Source organism: Nocardia amikacinitolerans, assembly GCF_900215415.1.
Classification (GTDB): domain Bacteria; phylum Actinomycetota; class Actinomycetes; order Mycobacteriales; family Mycobacteriaceae; genus Nocardia; species Nocardia amikacinitolerans.
On record NZ_OBEG01000001.1, the window covers coordinates 82590 to 101737 of the forward strand.

Annotated in this window: 19 protein-coding genes; 11 read left to right on the plus strand and 8 right to left on the minus strand. The window is 69.0% G+C overall.

The window, feature by feature from the left end; all coding sequences use genetic code 11:
• The first annotated feature begins 33 nt into the window (after positions 1–33).
• Entirely contained in the window at positions 34–957 is a 924-nt protein-coding gene (locus tag CRP45_RS00455; RefSeq protein WP_097243324.1) for a LysR family transcriptional regulator, read from the plus strand.
• Positions 958–1218: 261 nt separating this feature from the next.
• On the opposite strand, the gene CRP45_RS00460 is transcribed toward CRP45_RS00455, so the two are convergent.
• The 3 genes from CRP45_RS00460 to CRP45_RS00470 are packed head-to-tail and all read right to left on the minus strand — an operon-like array spanning position 1219 to position 3946.
• Entirely contained in the window at positions 1219–1518 is a 300-nt protein-coding gene (locus CRP45_RS00460) for a protealysin inhibitor emfourin (protein ID WP_179830718.1), read from the minus strand.
• Positions 1519–1534: 16 nt separating this feature from the next.
• A complete protein-coding gene (locus CRP45_RS00465; protein WP_281256150.1) occupies positions 1535–2695 on the minus strand; it encodes a M4 family metallopeptidase in 1161 nt (386 codons plus the stop codon).
• Between the two features lie 33 nt (positions 2696–2728).
• Entirely contained in the window at positions 2729–3946 is a 1218-nt protein-coding gene (locus CRP45_RS00470; RefSeq protein WP_097243326.1) for a trypsin-like serine peptidase, read from the minus strand.
• 234 nt (positions 3947–4180) lie between these two features.
• Here CRP45_RS00470 and CRP45_RS00475 point away from each other — a divergent pair, with 234 nt between their 5' ends.
• Positions 4181–5716, plus strand: coding sequence for a DHA2 family efflux MFS transporter permease subunit (locus CRP45_RS00475; protein WP_097243327.1), 1536 nt, complete (start codon positions 4181–4183; stop codon positions 5714–5716).
• Between the two features lie 73 nt (positions 5717–5789).
• Here the strand turns inward: CRP45_RS00475 and CRP45_RS00480 are convergent, their stop codons facing one another.
• Complete coding sequence (locus CRP45_RS00480) at positions 5790–6221, minus strand: type II toxin-antitoxin system Rv0910 family toxin (protein WP_067779423.1); 432 nt, start codon at positions 6219–6221, stop codon at positions 5790–5792.
• Between the two features lie 210 nt (positions 6222–6431).
• Here CRP45_RS00480 and CRP45_RS00485 point away from each other — a divergent pair, with 210 nt between their 5' ends.
• The gene (locus CRP45_RS00485) at positions 6432–7535 is read left to right on the plus strand and encodes an LLM class flavin-dependent oxidoreductase (RefSeq protein WP_097243328.1); all 1104 of its coding nucleotides are present in this window, start codon (positions 6432–6434) and stop codon (positions 7533–7535) included.
• 113 nt (positions 7536–7648) lie between these two features.
• Positions 7649–8197 (plus strand): YceI family protein, encoded by a 549-nt coding sequence (locus CRP45_RS00490; RefSeq protein ID WP_067779180.1) that lies wholly within the window; start codon positions 7649–7651, stop codon positions 8195–8197.
• Here CRP45_RS00490 and CRP45_RS00495 read toward each other — a convergent pair.
• Positions 8194–8787, minus strand: a complete 594-nt coding sequence (locus tag CRP45_RS00495) for a TetR/AcrR family transcriptional regulator (protein ID WP_097244464.1) — start codon at positions 8785–8787, stop codon at positions 8194–8196. The two genes, CRP45_RS00490 and CRP45_RS00495, sit on opposite strands and share 4 nt — an antisense overlap.
• Positions 8788–9333: 546 nt before the next feature.
• Here CRP45_RS00495 and CRP45_RS00500 point away from each other — a divergent pair.
• From CRP45_RS00500 to CRP45_RS00525, 6 genes are read left to right on the plus strand one after another with little or no spacing between them, the layout of a single operon-like run.
• Positions 9334–10713, plus strand: a complete 1380-nt coding sequence (locus tag CRP45_RS00500) for an ATP-binding protein (protein WP_097243329.1) — start codon at positions 9334–9336, stop codon at positions 10711–10713.
• Positions 10713–11144: a roadblock/LC7 domain-containing protein gene (locus tag CRP45_RS00505; RefSeq protein ID WP_067779175.1), complete on the plus strand. Its 432-nt coding sequence runs from the start codon at positions 10713–10715 to the stop codon at positions 11142–11144. The genes CRP45_RS00500 and CRP45_RS00505 overlap by 1 nt, the downstream gene beginning before the upstream one ends.
• Positions 11141–11491, plus strand: coding sequence for a DUF742 domain-containing protein (locus tag CRP45_RS00510; RefSeq protein WP_067779172.1), 351 nt, complete (start codon positions 11141–11143; stop codon positions 11489–11491). Before CRP45_RS00505 ends, CRP45_RS00510 begins: the two co-directional genes overlap by 4 nt.
• Positions 11466–12071 carry a GTP-binding protein gene (locus CRP45_RS00515; RefSeq protein ID WP_067779169.1) on the plus strand — a complete coding sequence of 202 codons (606 nt, stop codon included), beginning with the start codon at positions 11466–11468 and terminating at the stop codon, positions 12069–12071. Before CRP45_RS00510 ends, CRP45_RS00515 begins: the two co-directional genes overlap by 26 nt.
• Before the next feature lie 2 nt (positions 12072–12073).
• Positions 12074–13324, plus strand: coding sequence for a cytochrome P450 (locus tag CRP45_RS00520; RefSeq protein WP_097243330.1), 1251 nt, complete (start codon positions 12074–12076; stop codon positions 13322–13324).
• A 13-nt stretch (positions 13325–13337) separates the two neighbouring features.
• Positions 13338–14561: a cytochrome P450 family protein gene (locus CRP45_RS00525; RefSeq protein WP_097243331.1), complete on the plus strand. Its 1224-nt coding sequence runs from the start codon at positions 13338–13340 to the stop codon at positions 14559–14561.
• Positions 14562–14601: 40 nt separating this feature from the next.
• Here CRP45_RS00525 and CRP45_RS00530 read toward each other — a convergent pair whose 3' ends face one another.
• From CRP45_RS00530 to CRP45_RS00540, 3 genes are all read right to left on the minus strand, one after another.
• Positions 14602–14985: a DUF1304 domain-containing protein gene (locus tag CRP45_RS00530; protein WP_067779160.1), complete on the minus strand. Its 384-nt coding sequence runs from the start codon at positions 14983–14985 to the stop codon at positions 14602–14604.
• A gap of 127 nt (positions 14986–15112) precedes the next feature.
• Positions 15113–16630 (minus strand): glycerol kinase GlpK, encoded by a 1518-nt coding sequence (gene glpK / locus CRP45_RS00535; protein WP_067779157.1) that lies wholly within the window; start codon positions 16628–16630, stop codon positions 15113–15115.
• Between the two features lie 73 nt (positions 16631–16703).
• Positions 16704–17477, minus strand: coding sequence for an IclR family transcriptional regulator (locus CRP45_RS00540; RefSeq protein WP_097243332.1), 774 nt, complete (start codon positions 17475–17477; stop codon positions 16704–16706).
• A 139-nt stretch (positions 17478–17616) separates the two neighbouring features.
• Between CRP45_RS00540 and glpK (CRP45_RS00545) the strand changes: the two genes are divergently transcribed.
• Positions 17617–19131, plus strand: a complete 1515-nt coding sequence (gene glpK / locus CRP45_RS00545; protein WP_097244465.1) for a glycerol kinase GlpK — start codon at positions 17617–17619, stop codon at positions 19129–19131.
• The last annotated feature ends 17 nt before the right edge of the window (positions 19132–19148 follow it).

Genomic DNA, 19148 nt, shown 5'->3' on the forward strand with positions numbered 1-19148 from the left:
TTAACGAGGGGTGCGTGGCAATAGACTTTCGCCGTGGCGGATCGGCGGACCAATGGCGTGGCGGATCTGGCGCACCTGCGGACCTTCCTCGCGGTGTACCGCGCGGGGTCGATCACGGCGGGCGCCGCGCAGGTCGGGCTGTCGCAGCCGACGGTGACCACGCAATTGCAGATGCTCGAGCGGCGGCTGGGTCGTCCGCTGTTCGATCGGCTGCCGCGCGGGGTGGCGGCCACGGCCGCGGCGCACGAGTTGGCCGCCCGGCTGGCGGGGCCGATGGACGCGCTGGAAGCGATCGCGGGCGGCGCCGAGCCGGAGGCGGCGCTGCCCGAACCGCCGGTGCTGCTGGCCGGGCCCGCCGAACTGCTGGCCGCCAGGGTGGTGCCCGCGTTGGCGCCGCTGGTGGCCGACGGCGTGCGGCTGACGCTCACCGCGGGCCTCACCGACGACCTGCTCGCCGGTCTCCGGGCCGGAACCTACGACCTGGTCGTGGCGACCACCCGCCCGCGCGGCCGCACGGTGCTCGCCGAACCACTCGCCGACGAGGAGTTCGTCCTCGTCGCGGCCCCCGCCGTGGCGCGGCGCATCGACACCGAGCGGCTGCGCGCCGGGGATCCCGCGGCGCTGGCCGGGCTACCGCTGCTCTCCTATGCCGCCGACCTGCCGATCCTGCGCCGCTACTGGCGCCACGTCTTCGACACCCGCCTCACGGCCGAGCCCGCGCTGATCGTCGGCGACCTGCGCGCGGTGCTCGCCGGGGTGGTCGCGGGCGCGGGCGTCAGCGTGGTGCCGCGCTACCTGTGCGCGCGCGAACTCGCCTCGGGCGCGGTCACGGCGCTGCTCGAACCGGAGGACCCACCGATCAACACCGCCTTCTTGGCCCGCCGCCCCGGAAGTTCGCCCCGCCGCCATGTCGAACGGGTACGCCGCCACCTGCTGCTCGCCGCGCGCGACTGGTGATGTGTGCTGGCGCTCGCCGGGCCGATGGGGTGCCGCGCGGGGCCGGTGATGTCGGTTGATCGCGCCGAGTCGGTAGGTCGCCATGCGGGGCCGGTGATCTCGGCTGGTATGCGATTCGGCGGGTCGCCGCGGAGACCCAGTGATGTGGGCTGGCGTGCGCCGAGCTGATAGGACCGCGCGGAGCCGGTGATGTCGGCTGTGTGCCGAGCCGATGTGGTGCCGCGCGGGACCGGTGATGTCGGTTGGTGTGCGCCGCGCGGATCAGGAGGTGGCGCCGAGTTGCTCGACCACATCGAGCAACTCGGCGAGCGCCGGGCTCAGCGCACCGTCGGAGCCGACCAGAACATCGGTGCCGTCGGGGGTTTCGATGGTCAGGCGGTAGCTGGTGGCGTCGGGCGCGCGGAACGTCCGAAGCGCGGTGTCGTCCGCGGCGACCGCGGCCGCGACCGCGCGCGCCAGTCGATCGGCGTCGGCCGCCGCGAGCGTGGCGGTATCGACGATCGTCGCAGGGGTGGGCAGTCCGGGGAGCTGCCCACCCGATGTCGTCAGCGTGACTTTCATGGGCACCACGCCCGCTCTAGCGCCGCTCGGCGGAAATCAGTTCGACCTGGTCGGCCAGCGACTTGATCTGCGCCGTCAGATCGGCGATCTGTTTCGCCGCCGCGCCGTCGCGGGCGTCCCTTCTTCCCGCGACGTCGACGCCGACCTGTGCCCACGCGGAACGCACCGCGTCCTGCTCCCGGCTGCCCGCGCCGCACACCCGACCGGCCCCGGCGACGGTGAGCTCGGCGAATTCCGCGAAATCCGTCCGGCTGTGCGCGTTGCGCAACGCTTCGTACCAGATGTGCCCCGGCGCCTCCCACGCGTAGCCGCCGATTTCGACGGCGGCCAGATAGAACGCCTTGTTGGGAATACCGGAGTTGGTGTGCACACCACCCCAGTCGCCGTCCTCGGAAATGGGCAGATCGGCGTAGTCGTCCATGTGGGCGGGCTGCGGATCTTTGCCGAACAGCGCTTCGTTCCACGCCGTCCCCGGCGCTTTCATCGAGCGCAACGCGTCGGCCCCGATCGCGGGGGTGAAGATGTCCGCGCCGATCAGCCAATCCGCTTTGTCAGCGGTCTGTTTCGCGTTCCACTGCTTCACCAACGAGCCGAACACATCGGACATCGACTCGTTGAGCGCACCGGACTGGCTCTCGTAGACGAGGTCGGCGGTGAACTGCGTGACGCCGTGCGCGAGTTCGTGGGCGATCACATCGAGCGACTTGGTGAAATCGGTGAACACCTGCCCGTCGCCGTCACCGAAGATCATCCGGCTGCCATCCCACAGCGCGTTGTTGTATCGGCGGCCGTAGTGCACGTAGCCGTGCAGTTGCATGCCGCGGTCGTCGATCGACTTGCGTTGCAGGACTTCGGCGAAGAACGCGCGGGTCGTACCGAGGCCGTCGAAGGCTCGGTTCACCGACTCGTCGGCGACCGCCGCGCCGGATTCGCCGCGGACCTGGCGTGCCGCGGCGAGGTTGCGCGACGAACGGCAGTCGAAGACGGTGCGGGCGGCGTCGGTCGGCGGTGCGGCGAGGGGCATCGCGGCGGTCAGGCGACGCTCGGTGCGCATGCGCGTGTCCGAGACGAGGGTTTCGATCGCGGCTCCGCGGACTTCGGGATTCGGGCTCTGGAGCAAGATGTCAAGGACATAGGGCGGGATGATGCAGTTGCGGCGTGCCGCTGGGGTGATCACGGCGGCTCCCTTCGTTGCGAAATGGACGGATTGTCAGGGAAATTCGGAACGAGCACGGTTGATCAGGTTGGGAATGTAGGAGCCTCCGCTCGCGTAGTTGCGTCCGCTGTCGTGCGAGCTCTGCACCGCGACGGCGTGCGGAACCCCGTCCCACCAGGCGAAGAACGGGCCACCGGACTGGCCGACCGCGACATCGCCCCAGTGGTGCATCTCCTGGTTCGAATCGGCATGCGCGTTGTGGCCGTCGAGGGAAATGCTGCTCTGCCAGGTCGGGCGCAGCCCACCGAAGTCGGCGGGATAGCCGACGTGGCTCCACCAGGTCTGGCCGTCCCACGCGTCGGTGTACGACTTGGACCCCAGCCACCCGGTCCGGTCGCCGATCCGCCAGTTCAGCACCACCACGACGTAGTCGTGACGCCGCTCGTCCTCGTCGAGGCCGCCGGTGACCTTGCGGTGGTAGTAGGTCCGGATCGCGTGCGCCTTCCCGAACGGCCCCGGCTCGCGATCGAAGAAGGCGGGCACGAACTCCAGCCAGCCCACCGATCCGTCGTTGTTCCAGACCATCACGTGGGAAACGGTCAGCAGGTGCCGAGGGCCGACCATCACGCCGGAACCCGCACCGTTACCGGTGGTCACCCGGCCGTTGCAGCCCCACGGATACGCCGTGTCCCACAGCACCTGTCGGTTCTCGGGAAGGAAGACCGTCGTGGGCCGTGGCGCGTCGAGCGAGGGATTCGCCGGGGCGGTGGGGAAGCGGGTCGCGCGGACCTCCTCGGGCATCGGTTCGGGAACCGAGCGCACCGCCAAGTGCTTGGGTACCCCGGCATCGGTGCTGATGCGCGGCAACTCGGCGGCGGCGCGTGCGATGGCCGATTCCAGGTCGGCGAGCTGTTCGGGACTCGCGACCTTCCCGTCGAGTTCGCGTTCCAGGCGCCGCTCTTCGCGCGCCACGATCTCGGCGTCGGGGGGATCGACTCGCTCCGCGGGCACCGACGGCGGGATGGCGCGGGCGCCGATGCGGCTCGGCCGGTAGCTGATCCGGACCTCGGTCGCGGGCTGCTCCGTCGCGGCGCCCGCGTCGAAGCCGCGGACGACGACCGAGGACTGCTCGATCTCGGCGCCGTCGGCCGGGACGTCGACGGTCGTCTCGAAGACGAGACCGTCGGTCGGCTCGGCCTCGCGATCCGGCGGCGCCGCCGCGAGCTGTTCGGGAGTGCTGGGTGGATCGGTGAAACGAAGACTGCGCGGCATGTCGGGCCCCTGAATGGAATGGATTGGATTTCGCGCTGCCCGGAAGGGCGTGCGATTAGAAGTGTCGGCCGACGCGGCTCGCGCGCCATGCGTAGGCGACTACGTCAAAACCGGCGGGACCACTACTCGCGTAGCGGGCGAACGACAAGCATCTTTCCGGTCGGAATCATCCGCTTCGCCGACGCGAGTGAGAATCGGCTGGTTCTTCGGGCGAGAAGGTGACAGTCTTAACCGGTGACACAACCTCCGGATATTCAGGCGGCGGGACAGGATCCGTCCTCGGACACCTTGGACGCCGCCGTCTTCAAGGTGGCGGGCGTGGTCGTGCTCGGCGCGATCATGTCGATCCTCGACATCACCGTCGTGACCGTCGCGCTGCCGACCTTCCAGATCGAGTTCGGCACCAGCTACGCGATCGCCGCGTGGACGATGACGGGCTACACCCTGGCGCTCGCGACCGTCATCCCGCTCACCGGATGGGCGGCCGACCGGTTCGGCACCAAACGCCTCTACATGGCGGCGCTGACGTTCTTCGTGCTCGGTTCGCTGCTGTGCAGTACCGCGTGGAATATCGAGTCGCTGATCGCCTTCCGCGTCATCCAGGGCATCGGCGGCGGCATGCTGATGCCGCTCGGCATGACGATCATGACCCACGCGGCGGGCCCGCAGCGGGTCGGTCGCGTGATGGCGGTGCTCGGCGTGCCGATGCTGCTCGGCCCGATCTGCGGCCCGATCCTGGGCGGCTGGCTGATCGACGCGTTCAGCTGGCACTGGATCTTCCTGATCAACCTGCCGATCGGCGTCGTCGCGTTGGTGCTGGCCTACGTCGTCTTCCCGGCCGACGAGCCGGAGCCCTCGGAGTCCTTCGACTTCCTCGGCATGCTGCTCGCCTCGCCGGGTCTCGCGCTGTTCCTCTACGGCGTCTCCACGATTCCGGAGGCGGGCACGGTCACCGCGAAGAAGGTTCTCGTTCCGGCCGCGATCGGCCTCGTGCTGTTGGTGGCGTTCGTCTTCCACGCGCTGCGCACCAAGCATCCGCTCATCGACCTGCACCTGTTCCGCAACAAGGCGCTGACCGCGTCCGTGCTGACCATGGTGCTGTTCGCCATCGCGTTCTTCGGCGCGGGTCTGCTGCTGCCGAGCTACCTGCAGCAGGTGCGCGGTGAGTCGGCGCTCGCGGCGGGTCTGCTGATCGCGCCGCAGGGTCTCGGCGCGATGCTCACCATGCCGATCGCAGGCCGGTTCGTCGACAAATACGGGCCGGGCAAGATCGTGATGATCGGCATCGTGCTGCTCGCGGCGGGCACCGCCTTCTTCACCCAGCTCGAGGCGGACACGTCGTACGTGATCATGTGCGTCGCGCTGCTCGTGATGGGTCTCGGCATGGGCTGCACCATGATGCCGATCATGACCGCCGCCATCCAGACGCTGACCCACCAGCAGGTGGCGCGCGGTTCGACGCTGATGAACATCATCAACCAGACCGCGGGCTCGATCGGCACCGCGACGATGTCGGTGGTGCTGACCAACCTGCTGAAGGACCAGACCCTGGCGGGTCCCGCGATCGGCGCGAATTCCGACCCCGCGCTCGCGCAGCAGCTCGGACCGGACGCCATCGCCACCGGCCTGGACCAGGCCGCGCAGGCGTTCAGCGACACCTACATCGTCGCGCTGGTCCTCATCGTGCTGACCCTTGTCCCGGCGTTCTTCCTGCCGCGGACCAAACCGGCGAACACCCAGGACGCCGACGCGAAGGTGCTCGTGCACTGAGCAGCGCGCGCCGACAAGCGATTCGGGTCCATGGCCGCTGTGCCATGGACCCGAGTCGTTTTCGACGCGCCTGCTACGCGTAGAGCGCGACGAACTTGTCCAGCGAGCGCTCGATGTCACCCTTCACCGCGCGCGCCACGCCCGAGCCGATCGGACCGAACAGCGGCGCCCCGCCGAGTTCGATGTCGACGGTCACCTCGGACCCGGATCCCTTGGGGGCCACCAGAAGTCCCAGCGAGAACTTGGTGCCGCCCTTGCCCGCGCCGCTGAGCACCAGCTTGCGCGGCGGCTCCGCGGTCTTGACCTTCCACGTCACGCGGTTGCGCATGCCTTTGACCGACGCGACGCCGACCAGCTCGGTCCCCACCGTCAGCGTTTCCGGCACCTCGCCGCGCCACGACTCGTGCATGGTCAGCCACTTGTCCAGCTCGGACAGGTTGGAGGTGTGCGACCACGCCTCTTCCGGGCTGATCGGAACGTCGACGGAGACCTTGAGCTTTGCCATGCCGCGCATGGTATCCGGTACCGGCGGTTCGGCCTGGATGCGATCAGGGTCCCGAGATGTGAGCCCTGTCACGTCGGAATATGCGTACCTCCGCATTCGCTCCGGCCATGCGCGGGCTATGGACGGACTTCGTCCGGCAGGGGGAATAGGCGGACCCCCAGCCGAGTTGCTATGGTTGCCAAGTCAACCAAATGAGCTCGAGGAGGCCTCGTGCAGTTCGGAATCTTCACCGTCGGTGACGTCACCGGGGATCCCACGAACGGCCGCACGCCCAGCGAGGCCGAGCGGATCAAGGCGATGGTGACGATCGCGCAGAAGGCCGAGGAAGTGGGCCTGGACGTGTTCGCGACGGGCGAGCACCACAACCCGCCGTTCGTGCCGTCCTCGCCGACCACCATGCTCGGCTATCTCGCCGGGCGCACCGACCGCATCCAGCTGTCCACCGCGACCACGCTGATCACCACCAACGATCCGGTCAAGATCGCCGAAGACTTCGCGATGCTGCAGCACCTGGCCGACGGCCGCGTCGACCTGATGCTCGGCCGCGGCAACACCGGACCCGTCTATCCGTGGTTCGGCAAGGACATTCGCGACGGCATCGCGCTCGCCATCGAGAACTACCATCTGCTGCACCGGCTCTGGCGCGAGGACGTGGTGGACTGGGAGGGCAAGTTCCGCACGCCGCTGCGGTCGTTCACCTCGACGCCGCGCCCGCTCGACGACGTGCCGCCGTTCGTCTGGCACGGATCCATCCGCAGCCCCGAGATCGCCGAACAGGCCGCCTATTACGGCGACGGCTTCTTCGCCAACAACATCTTCTGGCCGAAGGAGCACTTCCAGCGACTGATCGAGTTGTACCGCCGCCGCTACGAGCACTACGGGCACGGCGCCGCCGACCAGGCCATCGTCGGTCTCGGCGGACAGGTGTTCATGCGCAAGAACTCGCAGGACGCGGTGCGCGAATTCCGCCCGTACTTCGACAACGCGCCGGTCTACGGTCACGGCCCCTCGCTGGAGGAGTTCACCGAACAGACCCCGCTCACCGTCGGCAGCCCGCAGCAGGTCGTCGACAAGACACTGACCTTCCGCGAGCACTTCGGCGATTATCAGCGTCAGCTGTTCCTGATCGACCACGCCGGGCTGCCGCTGAAAACCGTGCTGGAGCAACTGGATCTGCTCGGCGAGGAGGTCGTTCCGGTGCTGCGCAAGGAGTTCGCCGCGCGCAAGCCCGCGCACGTGCCGGACGCGCCGACGCACGCTTCGCTGCGGGCCGCGCGCACCGCGACAGAGACCGCGACAAGCCTGCCGGGCTGACCCGAGAAAGTCGTTGCGCACCAGCGTGGTGCGCAAGAACACCGGGTGACGCCGAGGATGTCGCACCCGACTGCCGTACTAGTTGAAATTTCTACCAACCGAAGGAGACCATCATGACCACCGCCATCGCCAAGGGACTGACCGCGGGCACCTGGGTCATCGACCCCGCCCACTCGACCGTCGGCTTCTCGGTACGCCACCTGATGGTGAGCAAGGTCCGCGGCCGGTTCACCGACTTCGAGGGCAAGCTCGTCATCGGCGAGGACGGCGCCGCGTCGGCCGAGGCCGAGATCCGGGTGAACTCGCTGACCACCGACAACGAGCAGCGCGACGCCCACCTGCGCACCGCCGACTTCTTCCACGCCGAGCAGTTCCCGCTGATGACGTTCAAGTCCACCGGATTCCGGGTGAACGGCGAGGAATTCGTCGTCGACGGCGAGTTCACCATCCGCGGCAACACCAAGCCGGTCTCGCTGAACGTGGAGTTCCTCGGCGTGAACCCGGGCATGGGCAACGGCCCGGTCGCCGGCTTCGAGGCCAAGACCGTGGTCTCCCGCCGCGAGTTCGGCCTCGACATCGACATGCCGCTGCCGGACGGCGGCGCTGTCATCGGCGACAAGGTCACCCTCACGCTGGAGATCGAAGCCGGTCTCCAGAGCTAGGTCGAGTTCCGCCCCGGTCGGTGGGCGGCGATCAGGGCGCGTGCCATCTCGCGAGCGCGGCGCGCGGCCTGTCGATCGCCCTCCGCCGCGGACACGATCGAGCCCTTCATCAAGATGTGCCATGACCTGGCGAACTCGTCGGGTTCGCGGAGACCCGCGCTTTGCGCGCGGGCCCGCACCACACCGCGGATGTTGTCCAGGTGTTCGATGCTCGCGCGCCCGGCCGGATGCTCGGCGCCCATCTCCAGCAGCACGTTGATGAACGTGCACGCGTCGAAGTCCGGGCCGTTGAACCACTCGTCGAAGACGTCGAAGATGGCGAGCAACCGCTCTTCGGGTGTCTGCCCGAGCAGCCGGGAACGCTCCTCGACGAAACCGAAGGTCCACAGCTTCTCCCTGCGCCGCAGGACGGCGAGCACCAGATCGTCCTTGGTGCGGAAGTGCCGATAGAGCGTCGCCTTGGCGATGCCCGCGCGCGCGATCACCTCGTCGACGCCGACATCGCGGATGCCGCGGCGGGTGAACAGCAGATAGGCGGCGGCGAGGATCCTTTCCCGCGCAGCGGAAGTGGAATCCGTCTCGGCCGTCATGGAGTCAGCGTAACCACTGGACAGACCGGCTTCGGCATCGGTGGTGGCCTCCTCTGTCCGTTGTTCCATGGCGCCGTTGCGAATTCGGCGAACAACGACTGCTGAGGATGTTCGATTTCGCTCCGAACAGCGGGTTCGCGTCTCCCGCATTGACATGCGCCGCTTGCGTTTTCCGACGTCGCCGCGCTTTTTGCTACGAATTGCGAAGCCCGTCATCGGGATCCGTCGTGACTTCGCTGTGATGCTGCTAGGGTGGGCGAGTCGTCGGGTTCTGGGCGTGTCGGACTGGCTCCGGTCGGTCGGTGATCGATTCGCTGGTCGCCTGCGCTGCGGGCACTGTGAGGTGAGCGGTGAGCCTCCGGTGGTGCTTGTCCGCGAGCGCCAGATCCTCCGACGCGCAATGGATCCGATCAGGCGTCACACGATCGGTGTCGTTAGGAAAGACAAGACGGAGATCTGTGGTGGCAGGGTGCGGGTTCGGACGGGGACCTTAACGGGGGCGGTGCATCGGGGGGAGGCTCGGTCCCGTCAACGACGAGAGAACTGATGAATCTGGATATCGCCGTACTACTTCCATGGATCCTCGCCACGGTGCTTGTCGTCGCGGTCGTCTACACGATCGCCGCGCTGCGCCGGGAGCGCGCCAGAGCCGAGTCCCTACTGGAGGACCAGCGAAAGCGTGACGAGGCGCTGGAGCGTTTCGCCGGGCAGACCATGCCGGCGATCACCGACGCCGTCCGACGCTACGAGCAGCCGACAAGCACGATCGAAGTGCCGACGGGGCTGCAGAATTCGCGGCTGGCCCAGTGCCTGCAGTGGATCGGCGATCGCTACGCCGACGACCTGCGCATGGTGCAGGCCGAGACGAGGGACCGGGCGGCGGCCGAGGCCGACGCGCACGCCAGACAAGCGATCCACGCCGCCGAGGAGGCGGTGCGCGCCGAGGTCGGCGCCGCCGCGCGCGACGCGACCAGCGGCGCGGTGCGCTCCTTCGGCACCTCCGTGGTCAGCCTCGGCGCCGACGTCAGCCAGGTGGTCAGCGCCGCGCTGCGCCAGCACCGCAACGACGACGTGTACGCCACGCTCACCCGGATCGACCACACCGTCCAGCAGATGATCCGCCAGGCGCAGTCCTACGTGATCGTGTGTGGCGGTCTGCCAGGCAGGCGCTGGCCCGCGCAGTCGCTCACCGACGTGGTCGGCGGCGCCACCGGCCGCGTGCGCGACTACCTGCGGGTGCGTACCACCCAGCTGGACCGCGTGGTCGTCAGCCGAGCGGTGGAACCGCTCGTGCACACCCTGGCCACCCTGCTCGACAACGCGCTGCGCTACTCGCCGCCGACCTCCTTCGTGGACGTCAGCTTCCAGGAGGGACACCACGGCGTCACCGTCATCATCGATGACGCGGGCGTGCGGATGAACGCCGAGCAGATGGAGGAGGCCAGGCAGGTGCTCGCCAACGAGCGTCCGGTCGACATCCACCAGCTCGGTCCGTCGCCGAAGGTCGGTTTCCCCGGTGTCGCCGCGCTCGCGCGTCGCTACGGGTTCACGGTCTACATCGACGGGCCCAACGCCTACGGAGGCATGCGCGCGATGGTGTACATCCCCGAGGCCCTGCTCGCCGCTCCGAGCGGAGGCGACAAGACGACAGCAGCCACTCCGGCCGAGGCTCCGGCGCCCGCGCCCGAACCGGCGCCAGCGCCGCGCGCGGAGGAGCCGGAGGACACCGAGTTCACGGTGCACGAGATCACCGAGGGCGGCCTACCGAAGCGGCGGCGCCGCGCGGTCGCGCCCGCGATCGGCACGCGCGCAAGGACTTCCGGCGACCCCGCGCCAGCGAGGCCGGAGATCGCCGCCGCATGGCACACCGGTTCCAAGAGCGGCCGCGCCGCCGCCGCCGAACACACGGAAGGGATGACATCTTGATGGGCACACCGACTACCGCCGTGGCCGACAGCAGCAACAAGCTCGGCTGGCTACTCGAGGATCTCAGCATTCCAGGCGTCCGGTTCGCGGTCCTGCTGTCCGATGACGGGCTGCGTATCGCGCACTCGAAGGGCATCGCCCGCGACGACGCCGAACGTTTCGCCGCGGCCGCCTCCGGTCTGCGGTCTCTCGGCAAGGCGCTCGGCGAGTTCTGCGGCGGACCGGAAACGGGCCTGCGCCAGAACATGACCGAGTACGACGACGGGATGATCTTCATCACCGCCGCTGGCGAGGGCGCCCTGCTCGGGGTCTCCACCACGGCGGACATCGACGTCAGTCTCATCGCGCACCGGATGAACGAACTCGCCGGGCGCGTCGGGCACGAACTCGGCAGCCAGTCGCGGCAGAGGACAGACAGCAGCCTGTCATGACCAGGTCCCGCCGCGACCCCGACCTGGTTCGGGCTTATGTGCGCACCGGCGGGCGTTCGCGTCCCACGCGCGAACTGGATCTGGTCACGCTCGTCGTCGCGGCGCTGGCCCCGGCGCCCGGCGCGAGCCCGGACGCACGCCGCGTGATGAACCTGTGCAGCGGGCGCGGCGTGCTGTCCATCGCCGAGATCGCCGCCTATCTGGACCTGCCGCCGTCCGTGGTGAAGATCGTCGTAGCCGATCTCATGGACGGCGGCCAGTTGACCACGCCAACCCCGGCCGAGAACCTGCCGGAGATAGCCCTTTTGGAGGAGGTACTGAATGGGCTCCGCGCTCTCTCGGCCTGAGCGAGTCGTCGATTATGTGCCGGAGACCGTGACCCGATCGGTCAAATTGCTGGTGGCGGGCAATTTCGGTGTCGGCAAGACGACCTTCGTCAGCAGCGTCTCGGAGATCAAGCCGTTGCGCACCGAGGAGACCATCACCGAGGCGAGTATCGGTGTCGACGACATGGCCGGTCTGCCCGGTAAGACGCAGACCACCGTCGCGATGGACTTCGGTCGTATCACGCTGAATCCGCAACTGGCGCTATACCTTTTCGGTACACCCGGGCAGCAGCGCTTCGTGCCGCTGTGGGAGGAGCTGGCCCGCGGCGCGCTCGGCGCCCTTGTGCTGGTCGACACCCGGCGCATCGAGAAGGCCGACGAAGTCCTCTCGGTGCTGGAGGAACGCGGCGTGCCGTATTCGGTGGCGGTCAATCAGTTCGAGGGCGCCAAGCAGTACCCCCTCGATGAGGTCCGCGACGCGTTGGACCTCGCCGAGGGCACACCACTGACCACGCTGGACGCGCGGCATCGAGGCACGTGTCTGCAATCGCTCATCACGCTCGTCGAATTCCTGTTCCACCGTCTGGAGTCCCGACTTTGACAATGCCTCAGCACGCGGCGCCCGCCGGTGTCTGCCCCGTCCCGCACGGCTCGCCGATCGACACCGACGGCCCACGAGTGCCGCTCTACACCGAGGAGTTCGCCGCCGACCCGCACGGCGCCTACCGGCAGATGCGTCGCAAGTACGGTTCGCTCGCGCCGGTCGAGCTGGCGCCCGGCATCCCAGCGACCCTGGTGATCGGGTACCACACCGCGCTGCGAATCCTCAACGATCCCGAGCACTTTCCGGCCGACCCGCGCGCCTGGCAGCAGAACGTGCCCGGCGAATGCCCGATCCTGCCGATGCTGGAATGGCGCCCCAACGCGCTGCGCAGCGCCGGTCTCGAGCACACGCGCTACCGGCAGGCCAACCTCGCCGCGGTCTCCGACGTCGATCTGCACGCCATGCACGCCACGATCGAGAAGGTCGCCGTCCCGCTGATCAACGCCTTCTGCGCCGACGGCGCGGCGGACCTGATCAGCCAGTACGCCTTCCCGCTCGCGTTCGCCGTGCTCAACGAGATGCTCGGCTGCCCAGCCGATATCGGCCAGCAGGTGGCCACCGGCATGGCCGCCATCTTCGAGGGCGTGAACGCGGACAAGGGCAACGCGATGCTCACCGACGCCCTGCTCGAGCTGACCACCCGCAAACGCAAGGAGCCCGGCGACGACATCGTCTCCCGGCTGATCGGCCACCCGGTCGGGCTCGACGACGTGGAGATGATCCACCAGCTGGTCACCCTGTACGGCGCGGGCATCGAGCCGGAGCAGAACCTGATCGTGAACACGCTGCTGCTCATGCTCACCGACGACCGGTTCGCCGGAAACCTGTTGGGCGGCAGCCTCTCCACCCGCGACGCGCTGGACGAGGTGTTGTTCACCGACCCGCCGATGGCCAACTACTGCGTCTCGTATCCGAAGCAGCCCATCCTGATCGACAACACCTGGCTGCCCGCGCACCAGCCGGTGGTCATCAGCATGTCGGCGTGCAACAACGATCCGGCGATCGACGCGGGCGACTACACCGACAACCGTTCGCATCTGGCATGGAGCACGGGTCCGCACGCGTGCCCGGCGAAGTCGGCGGCCTACCTCATCGCGCAGGACGCGATCGACCAGCTGCTCGACGCGCTACCCGAAATTCGACTAGCGGTGCCGGTCGATCAATTGGCTTGGCGGCCAGGGCCTTTCCATCGCGCTCTGGTGTCCCTTCCGGTCACCTTCCCGAAATCCCCGCCGCTGAATCTGTATTAAGGAGAGTGCCCCGATGGACAGTCAGCCCCTTGTCCTCGACCCGACCGGCGCCGATATCCAGGGTGAGTCCGCGCGTATCCGCGAGCGCGGGCCGGTCGTGCTCGTCGAGCTGCCTGGCGGTGTGCGGGCGTGGTCGGTGACCGATGCCGAACTGTTGAAGAAGCTGCTCGTCGACCCTCGGGTGTCCAAGGACGCCAGCCAGCACTGGCCCGCGTTCATCAACGGCGAGATCCCGCAGGACTGGCCGCTGTTCCTCTGGGTCGCGGTGAACAACATGTTCACCGCCTACGGCGCCGACCACCGGCGGCTACGCAAGCTGGTGGCGCCCGCGTTCACCCATCGCCGCACCGAGGCCATGCGCGCGCGGATCGAGGCCATCACCGCGGCACTGCTCGACGAACTCGCCGCGGCTCCGGCGGGTGAACCCGTCGACCTGCGCGACGGTTTCGCGTATCCGCTGCCGATCCAGGTGATCTCGGAGCTGATGGGTGTGCCGGAGTCGCTGAACGCCGGGCTGCGCACCTGCGTGGACGGCATCTTCGACACCTCGCTCACTCCCGAGCAGTCGCAGGCCAACTACATGGAGATGTACCGGATCCTCGGTGAACTCGTCGCCTACCGGCGCGAGCACCCTGGCGACGACATGACCAGCCTGCTCATCTCGCACCGCGACGAGGAGGACGGCGCCCAGCTCACCGAGCAGGAGCTGATCGACACGCTGCTGCTCGTCATCAGCGCGGGCCACGAGACCACGGTGAACCTGCTCGACCAGGCCATCTTCGCGCTGCTGACCCGACCGGAGCAGCGCGCCGAGGTGGTCGAGGAGCGGGCCGCGTGGAGCGATCTGATCGAGGAGGCGCTGCGGTTCGAGGCTCCGGTCGCGCACCTCCCGCTGCGTTTCGCTGTCGACGACATCGAACTCGATGGTGCGCGCATCGCCAAGGGCGAGCCGATCCTGGCGTCCTACGTGGCGACCAACCGGGATCCGAAGCTGCACGGCGACACCGCCGACGAGTTCGACGTGCACCGCGCGAACAAGGAGCACCTCGCCTTCGGCTACGGCGCGCACCACTGCTTCGGCGCTCCGCTGGCCCGCATGGAGGCCGCCGTCTCGCTGCCCGCGATCTTCGCGCGGTTCCCGAAGATGGAACTGGCCGTCGAGCCGGGAGAGCTGGGCTCGGTGCCCAGCTTCATCTCCAACGGCCACCGCCGCCTTCCGGTGCATCTGAACCCGTAACCGGTTGGGGGAGGGCCGCTTCGGTGCGCCCTCCCCGCGTTCAGAGCTGGGTGGTGAGGCCCGTGATCAGCGCGAGTGCGGGCAGCGTCCCCTGGATCAGGGCGGCTTTGACGAAACGCCGGTCGTTCGCCACCAGGACGCCAGCGGCGGCGATCATCGAACCGCAACCGATCAGCAGCAGCGCCCAGCCCGCCTGGGGGAGCGTGGGCAGCAGCAGCGCGCCGATCAACGTGCCGATCGCGAGGAACAGGTTGTACCAGCCCTGGTTGAAGGCCCATGGCTGGACGGCCGTGAGATCCTCGCGCTCGACGTGGAACGTCCCCGCGTACACCTTCGGCTCGGCGAATCGCAGCGACTCGAGCACGAAGATGTAGCCGTGCAGCAGCGCCGAGAGCACGGCGAGTATCTGGACGACGGTGAGCAACTGCCCCTCCTCGGTGGGCGCCGATGCGGCGACGCGATGTACCGGACGAATTCGAGCCTTGCTTCCAGCACCGTAGCGTCGGTGTGGCGGACGGCATACCGACGCGCCGTCGCGCCACGCGGGCGGTTCACGCTTCGCCCGGTTCGTTCCAGTTGTAGGTGAGTTCGGCGGCCCGCGACCAGCGGCGGTACTCCCGGTCCCGCCGCTGCTCGGGCATGGTCGGCAGCCACCGGCTCGCGGTGCGGCGGTTGCGGCGCAGACCCGTCATATCGGGCCACAAGCCCACGGCGAGGCCCGCGGCATAGGCCGCGCCGAGGGACACCGTCTCGGAGAAAAGCGGCCGCTCCACCGGCACCCCCAGCGCGTCCGAGATCTGTTGCATCAGCAGGTTGTTCGAGGTCATGCCGCCGTCGACGCGCAGTTCGGTCAGTGCGTAGCCGGTGTCGGCGTTCATCGCGTCGACCACCTCCCTGGTCTGCCACGCGGTCGCCTCGAGCACCGCGCGGGCCAGATGCCCCTTGGTGATGTAGGAGGTGAGCCCCGCGATCACGCCGCGCGCCTCGGCGCGCCAGCGCGGCGCGAACAAGCCGGAGAACGCGGGCACCACGTAGCAGCCGCCGTTGTCCTCGACAGTGCTTGCGAGCGTTTCGATCTCGGGCGCGGCGTCGATCAGACCGAGCCGGTCGCGCAGCCACTGCACCAGCGTCCCGGTGGCGGCCATCGACCCTTCCAGCGCGTAGCGAGCGGGCTCGCCGTCGATCTGGAACGCCACCGTGGTGAGCAGTCCGTGGGTGGAGCGCACCGGCGTGGTCCCGGTGTTCGTGAGTAGGAAACTGCCGGTGCCGTAGGTGCATTTGGCCTCGCCCGCGGCGAAACAGGTCTGGCCGAACAGCGCCGCCTGCTGGTCGCCGAGCGCGGCCGCGATCGGGATGCCCGCCGCGGTGTGGCCGTAGACCTCGGCGTTGGAACGTATCTCGGGCAGCATCGCGCGCGGAATGCCGAAGAAGTCGAGCAGCCGGTCGTCCCAGTCCAGGGTGGCGAGATTCATCAACATGGTGCGCCCGGCGTTGGTGACGTCGGTGACGTGCACGCCGCCGCGCGGGCCGCCGGTGAGGTTCCAGATCAGCCAGCTGTCCATCGTGCCGAACAGCACCGCACCGTTTTCGGCGCGCTCGCGCAGCCGCTCGTCGCGGTCGAGCAGCCACCGGATGCGCGGCGCCGCGAAGTAACTCAGCAGCGGCAATCCGCAGCGCTGGACCACCTCCTCGGCCTCGGGTCTCCGGGCGAGCCTGCCGACGAGTTCTTCGGTGCGGGTGTCCTGCCAGACGATCGCGTTGCCTACGGGCAAGCCGGTCTCCCTGTCCCACAGCACCGTCGTCTCGCGCTGGTTGGCGATGCCGATCGCCACCACCTGGTCGGCGGCGACGCCTGCCTTGGCGATCACCCGGTCGACCAGCGCCGCCACGTGTCGGCGGATCTCCGCGGCGTCGTGCTCGACCCGTCCCGCGGCAGGGTACAGCTGCCGGTGCTCGCGCTGGGCGATCGAAACCAGTTGTCCCGCCGCGTCGTACAGGATGGAGCGGCTGGAGGTGGTGCCCTGGTCGATGGCCATCACGTAACGGCCGCGGCCGCGATCAGCGCTCATGCCTCCGCCTCGCTGACGCTCGTCTCCGGCATGCGCGCCGCGCGCTGGCACATGGTTCGCTCACTGCGTTCGCTCACGAACGCACCCGCGGCCGGTCGGCGGCCAGGTCTCGGGAAATGGCGGCGGCGGTGGCGCGCACCAGTTCGACGAGCTTGGGACGGACGCCGGGGTCGGTCACCCGGTCGACGGCGCCGACCACTCCGAGCGCGCCGACCACCCGTCCGCCCGCGTCGCGCAGCGGCGCCGCCACCGACGCCCGCTCGAAGGCGAACTCGGCGACGTCCTCGGCGTGGCCCTGCGCGCGCACCCGCGCGATCTCGGCGTGCACGGCGCGCGGCGCGGTCACCGTGCGTCGGGTGTAGGCGGGCAGCGGCGCGCTCGCCACCCGTTCGGTCAAACCCGGTGTGTAGGCGAGCAGCACTTTGCCGAGCGCGGTCGCGTGCAAGGGCAACTCGACGCCGACCCGCAGCATCTGTTCGGTGCCGTCGGGCCGGAAGACGTGGTGCACGATCGACACACCTTCCCCGCGCAGCGCCCCGATCCGCACCGACTCGCCGGACCGCGCGGCGAGGGTGTCGGCCCAGTTCATCGCGTAGGAGCGCAGCACGTTGGTGTCGAGCCCGGCGTCGGCGAGCCCGAGGGCCGCGGCGCCGATCAGGTACTTGCCGGTGGCGTCGTCCTGCTCGATGTAGCCGACGCGCTGCAAGGTGCGCAGCAGACCGTGCGCCGTGGCCTTCGGCAGGCCGAGCGCGCCGGCGAGTTCGCCGACGCCGACGCCGAAGGGCGCCTCGGCGACCACCCGCAGGATCGCGGCGGCCCGTTCGATCGACTGAATCGGTCCCGGCACGGACTCGACTGTACTGCGGGAACGCGAAACGTTCGACATTGTCGAACGGGCACCGTTGTCGCCGCATCGGTGGCTGCCTACCTTCGGCATGGCGTACCGGCCGCCGCGCGCGCCGGACAACGGAACAACGGAGAGACGCATGCTTGACCTCATCGGTGCGGTCGATCAGGGCACCACGAGCACCCGCTTCATGGTCTTCGACCACGCGGGCGCGGTCGTCGCCCGGCACCAGCTCGAACACGAGCAGATCCTGCCGCGGCCCGGCTGGGTCGAGCACAATCCGGTCGAGATCTGGGAACGCACGTCGGCCGTCATCCAGACGGCGCTGAACTCGCACGGCCTGCGCGCCGCGGACCTGGCCGCGATCGGCGTCACCAATCAGCGCGAGACCACCGTGGTCTGGGACCGCCGCACCGGACGGCCGTACCACAACGCGATCGTCTGGCAGGACACGCGCACCGACCGGATCGCCGCCGAGCTGGAATCCCGTGCGGGCGAACTGATCCGCCACCGCACGGGGTTGCCACCCGCCACCTATTTCGCGGGCGGCAAGATCCGCTGGCTGCTGGAGAACGTCGACGGTCTGCGCGCGGCGGCCGAGCGCGGCGAGGCCCTGTTCGGCACCATCGACACCTGGCTGCTGTGGAACCTCACCGGCGGTGTGCGCGGCGGCGTACACGTCACCGACGTGACCAACGCCAGCCGCACCATGCTGATGAACCTGGAAACCCTGGACTGGGACGACGAACTGCTGGCGCTGTTCGACATTCCGCGCGCCATGCTGCCGTCCATCCGGCCGTCGTCGGATCCCGCGGGTTACGGCCGGACCACCGCGCAGGGGCCGCTGGCGGGCGAGGTCCCGGTGGCCGCGGCGGTCGGCGATCAGCAGGCGGCCATGATCGGGCAGGTGTGCCTGTCCGCGGGCGAGGCCAAGAACACCTACGGCACCGGCAACTTCCTGCTGCTCAACACCGGGGGCACGCCGGTTCGGTCGAAGAACGGGCTGCTCACCACCGTCTGCTACCAATTCGCCGGACAGGACCCGGTCTACGCGCTGGAGGGCTCGATCGCGGTCACCGGCTCGGCGGTGCAGTGGCTGCGCGACCAGCTCGGCATCATCCAGGGCGCCTCGCAGAGCGAGACATTGGCGGGCGAGGTCGCCGACAACGGCGGGGTGTATTTCGTCCCGGCGTTCTCCGGCCTGTTCGCGCCGCACTGGCGCTCCGACGCGCGCGGCGCGATCGTCGGGTTGACCAGATACGCCACCAACGCCCACATCGCCCGCGCCACCCTCGAGGCGATCTGTTACCAGACCCGCGATGTCGCCGACGCGATGTTCAAGGACTCCGGCGTCGCGCTGGAGGTGCTGAAGGTGGACGGGGGAGTCACCGCCAACAACCTCTGCATGCAGATCCAAGCCGACGTGCTCGGCGTGCCGGTGAGCCGCCCGGTGGTGTCGGAGACGACCGCGCTCGGCGCCGCCTATGCCGCGGGTTTGGCGGTCGGATTCTGGGGCGGCGCCGAGGAATTGCGCAAGAACTGGCGCGAATCCGCGCGCTGGCGACCGGAATGGACCGAGCCGCAGCGGGCCGCCGGATACGAGGGCTGGCGCAAGGCCATCGGCCGCACCCTCGACTGGGCGCCCGCGCACTGAGCCGCCCGCCCACCCAG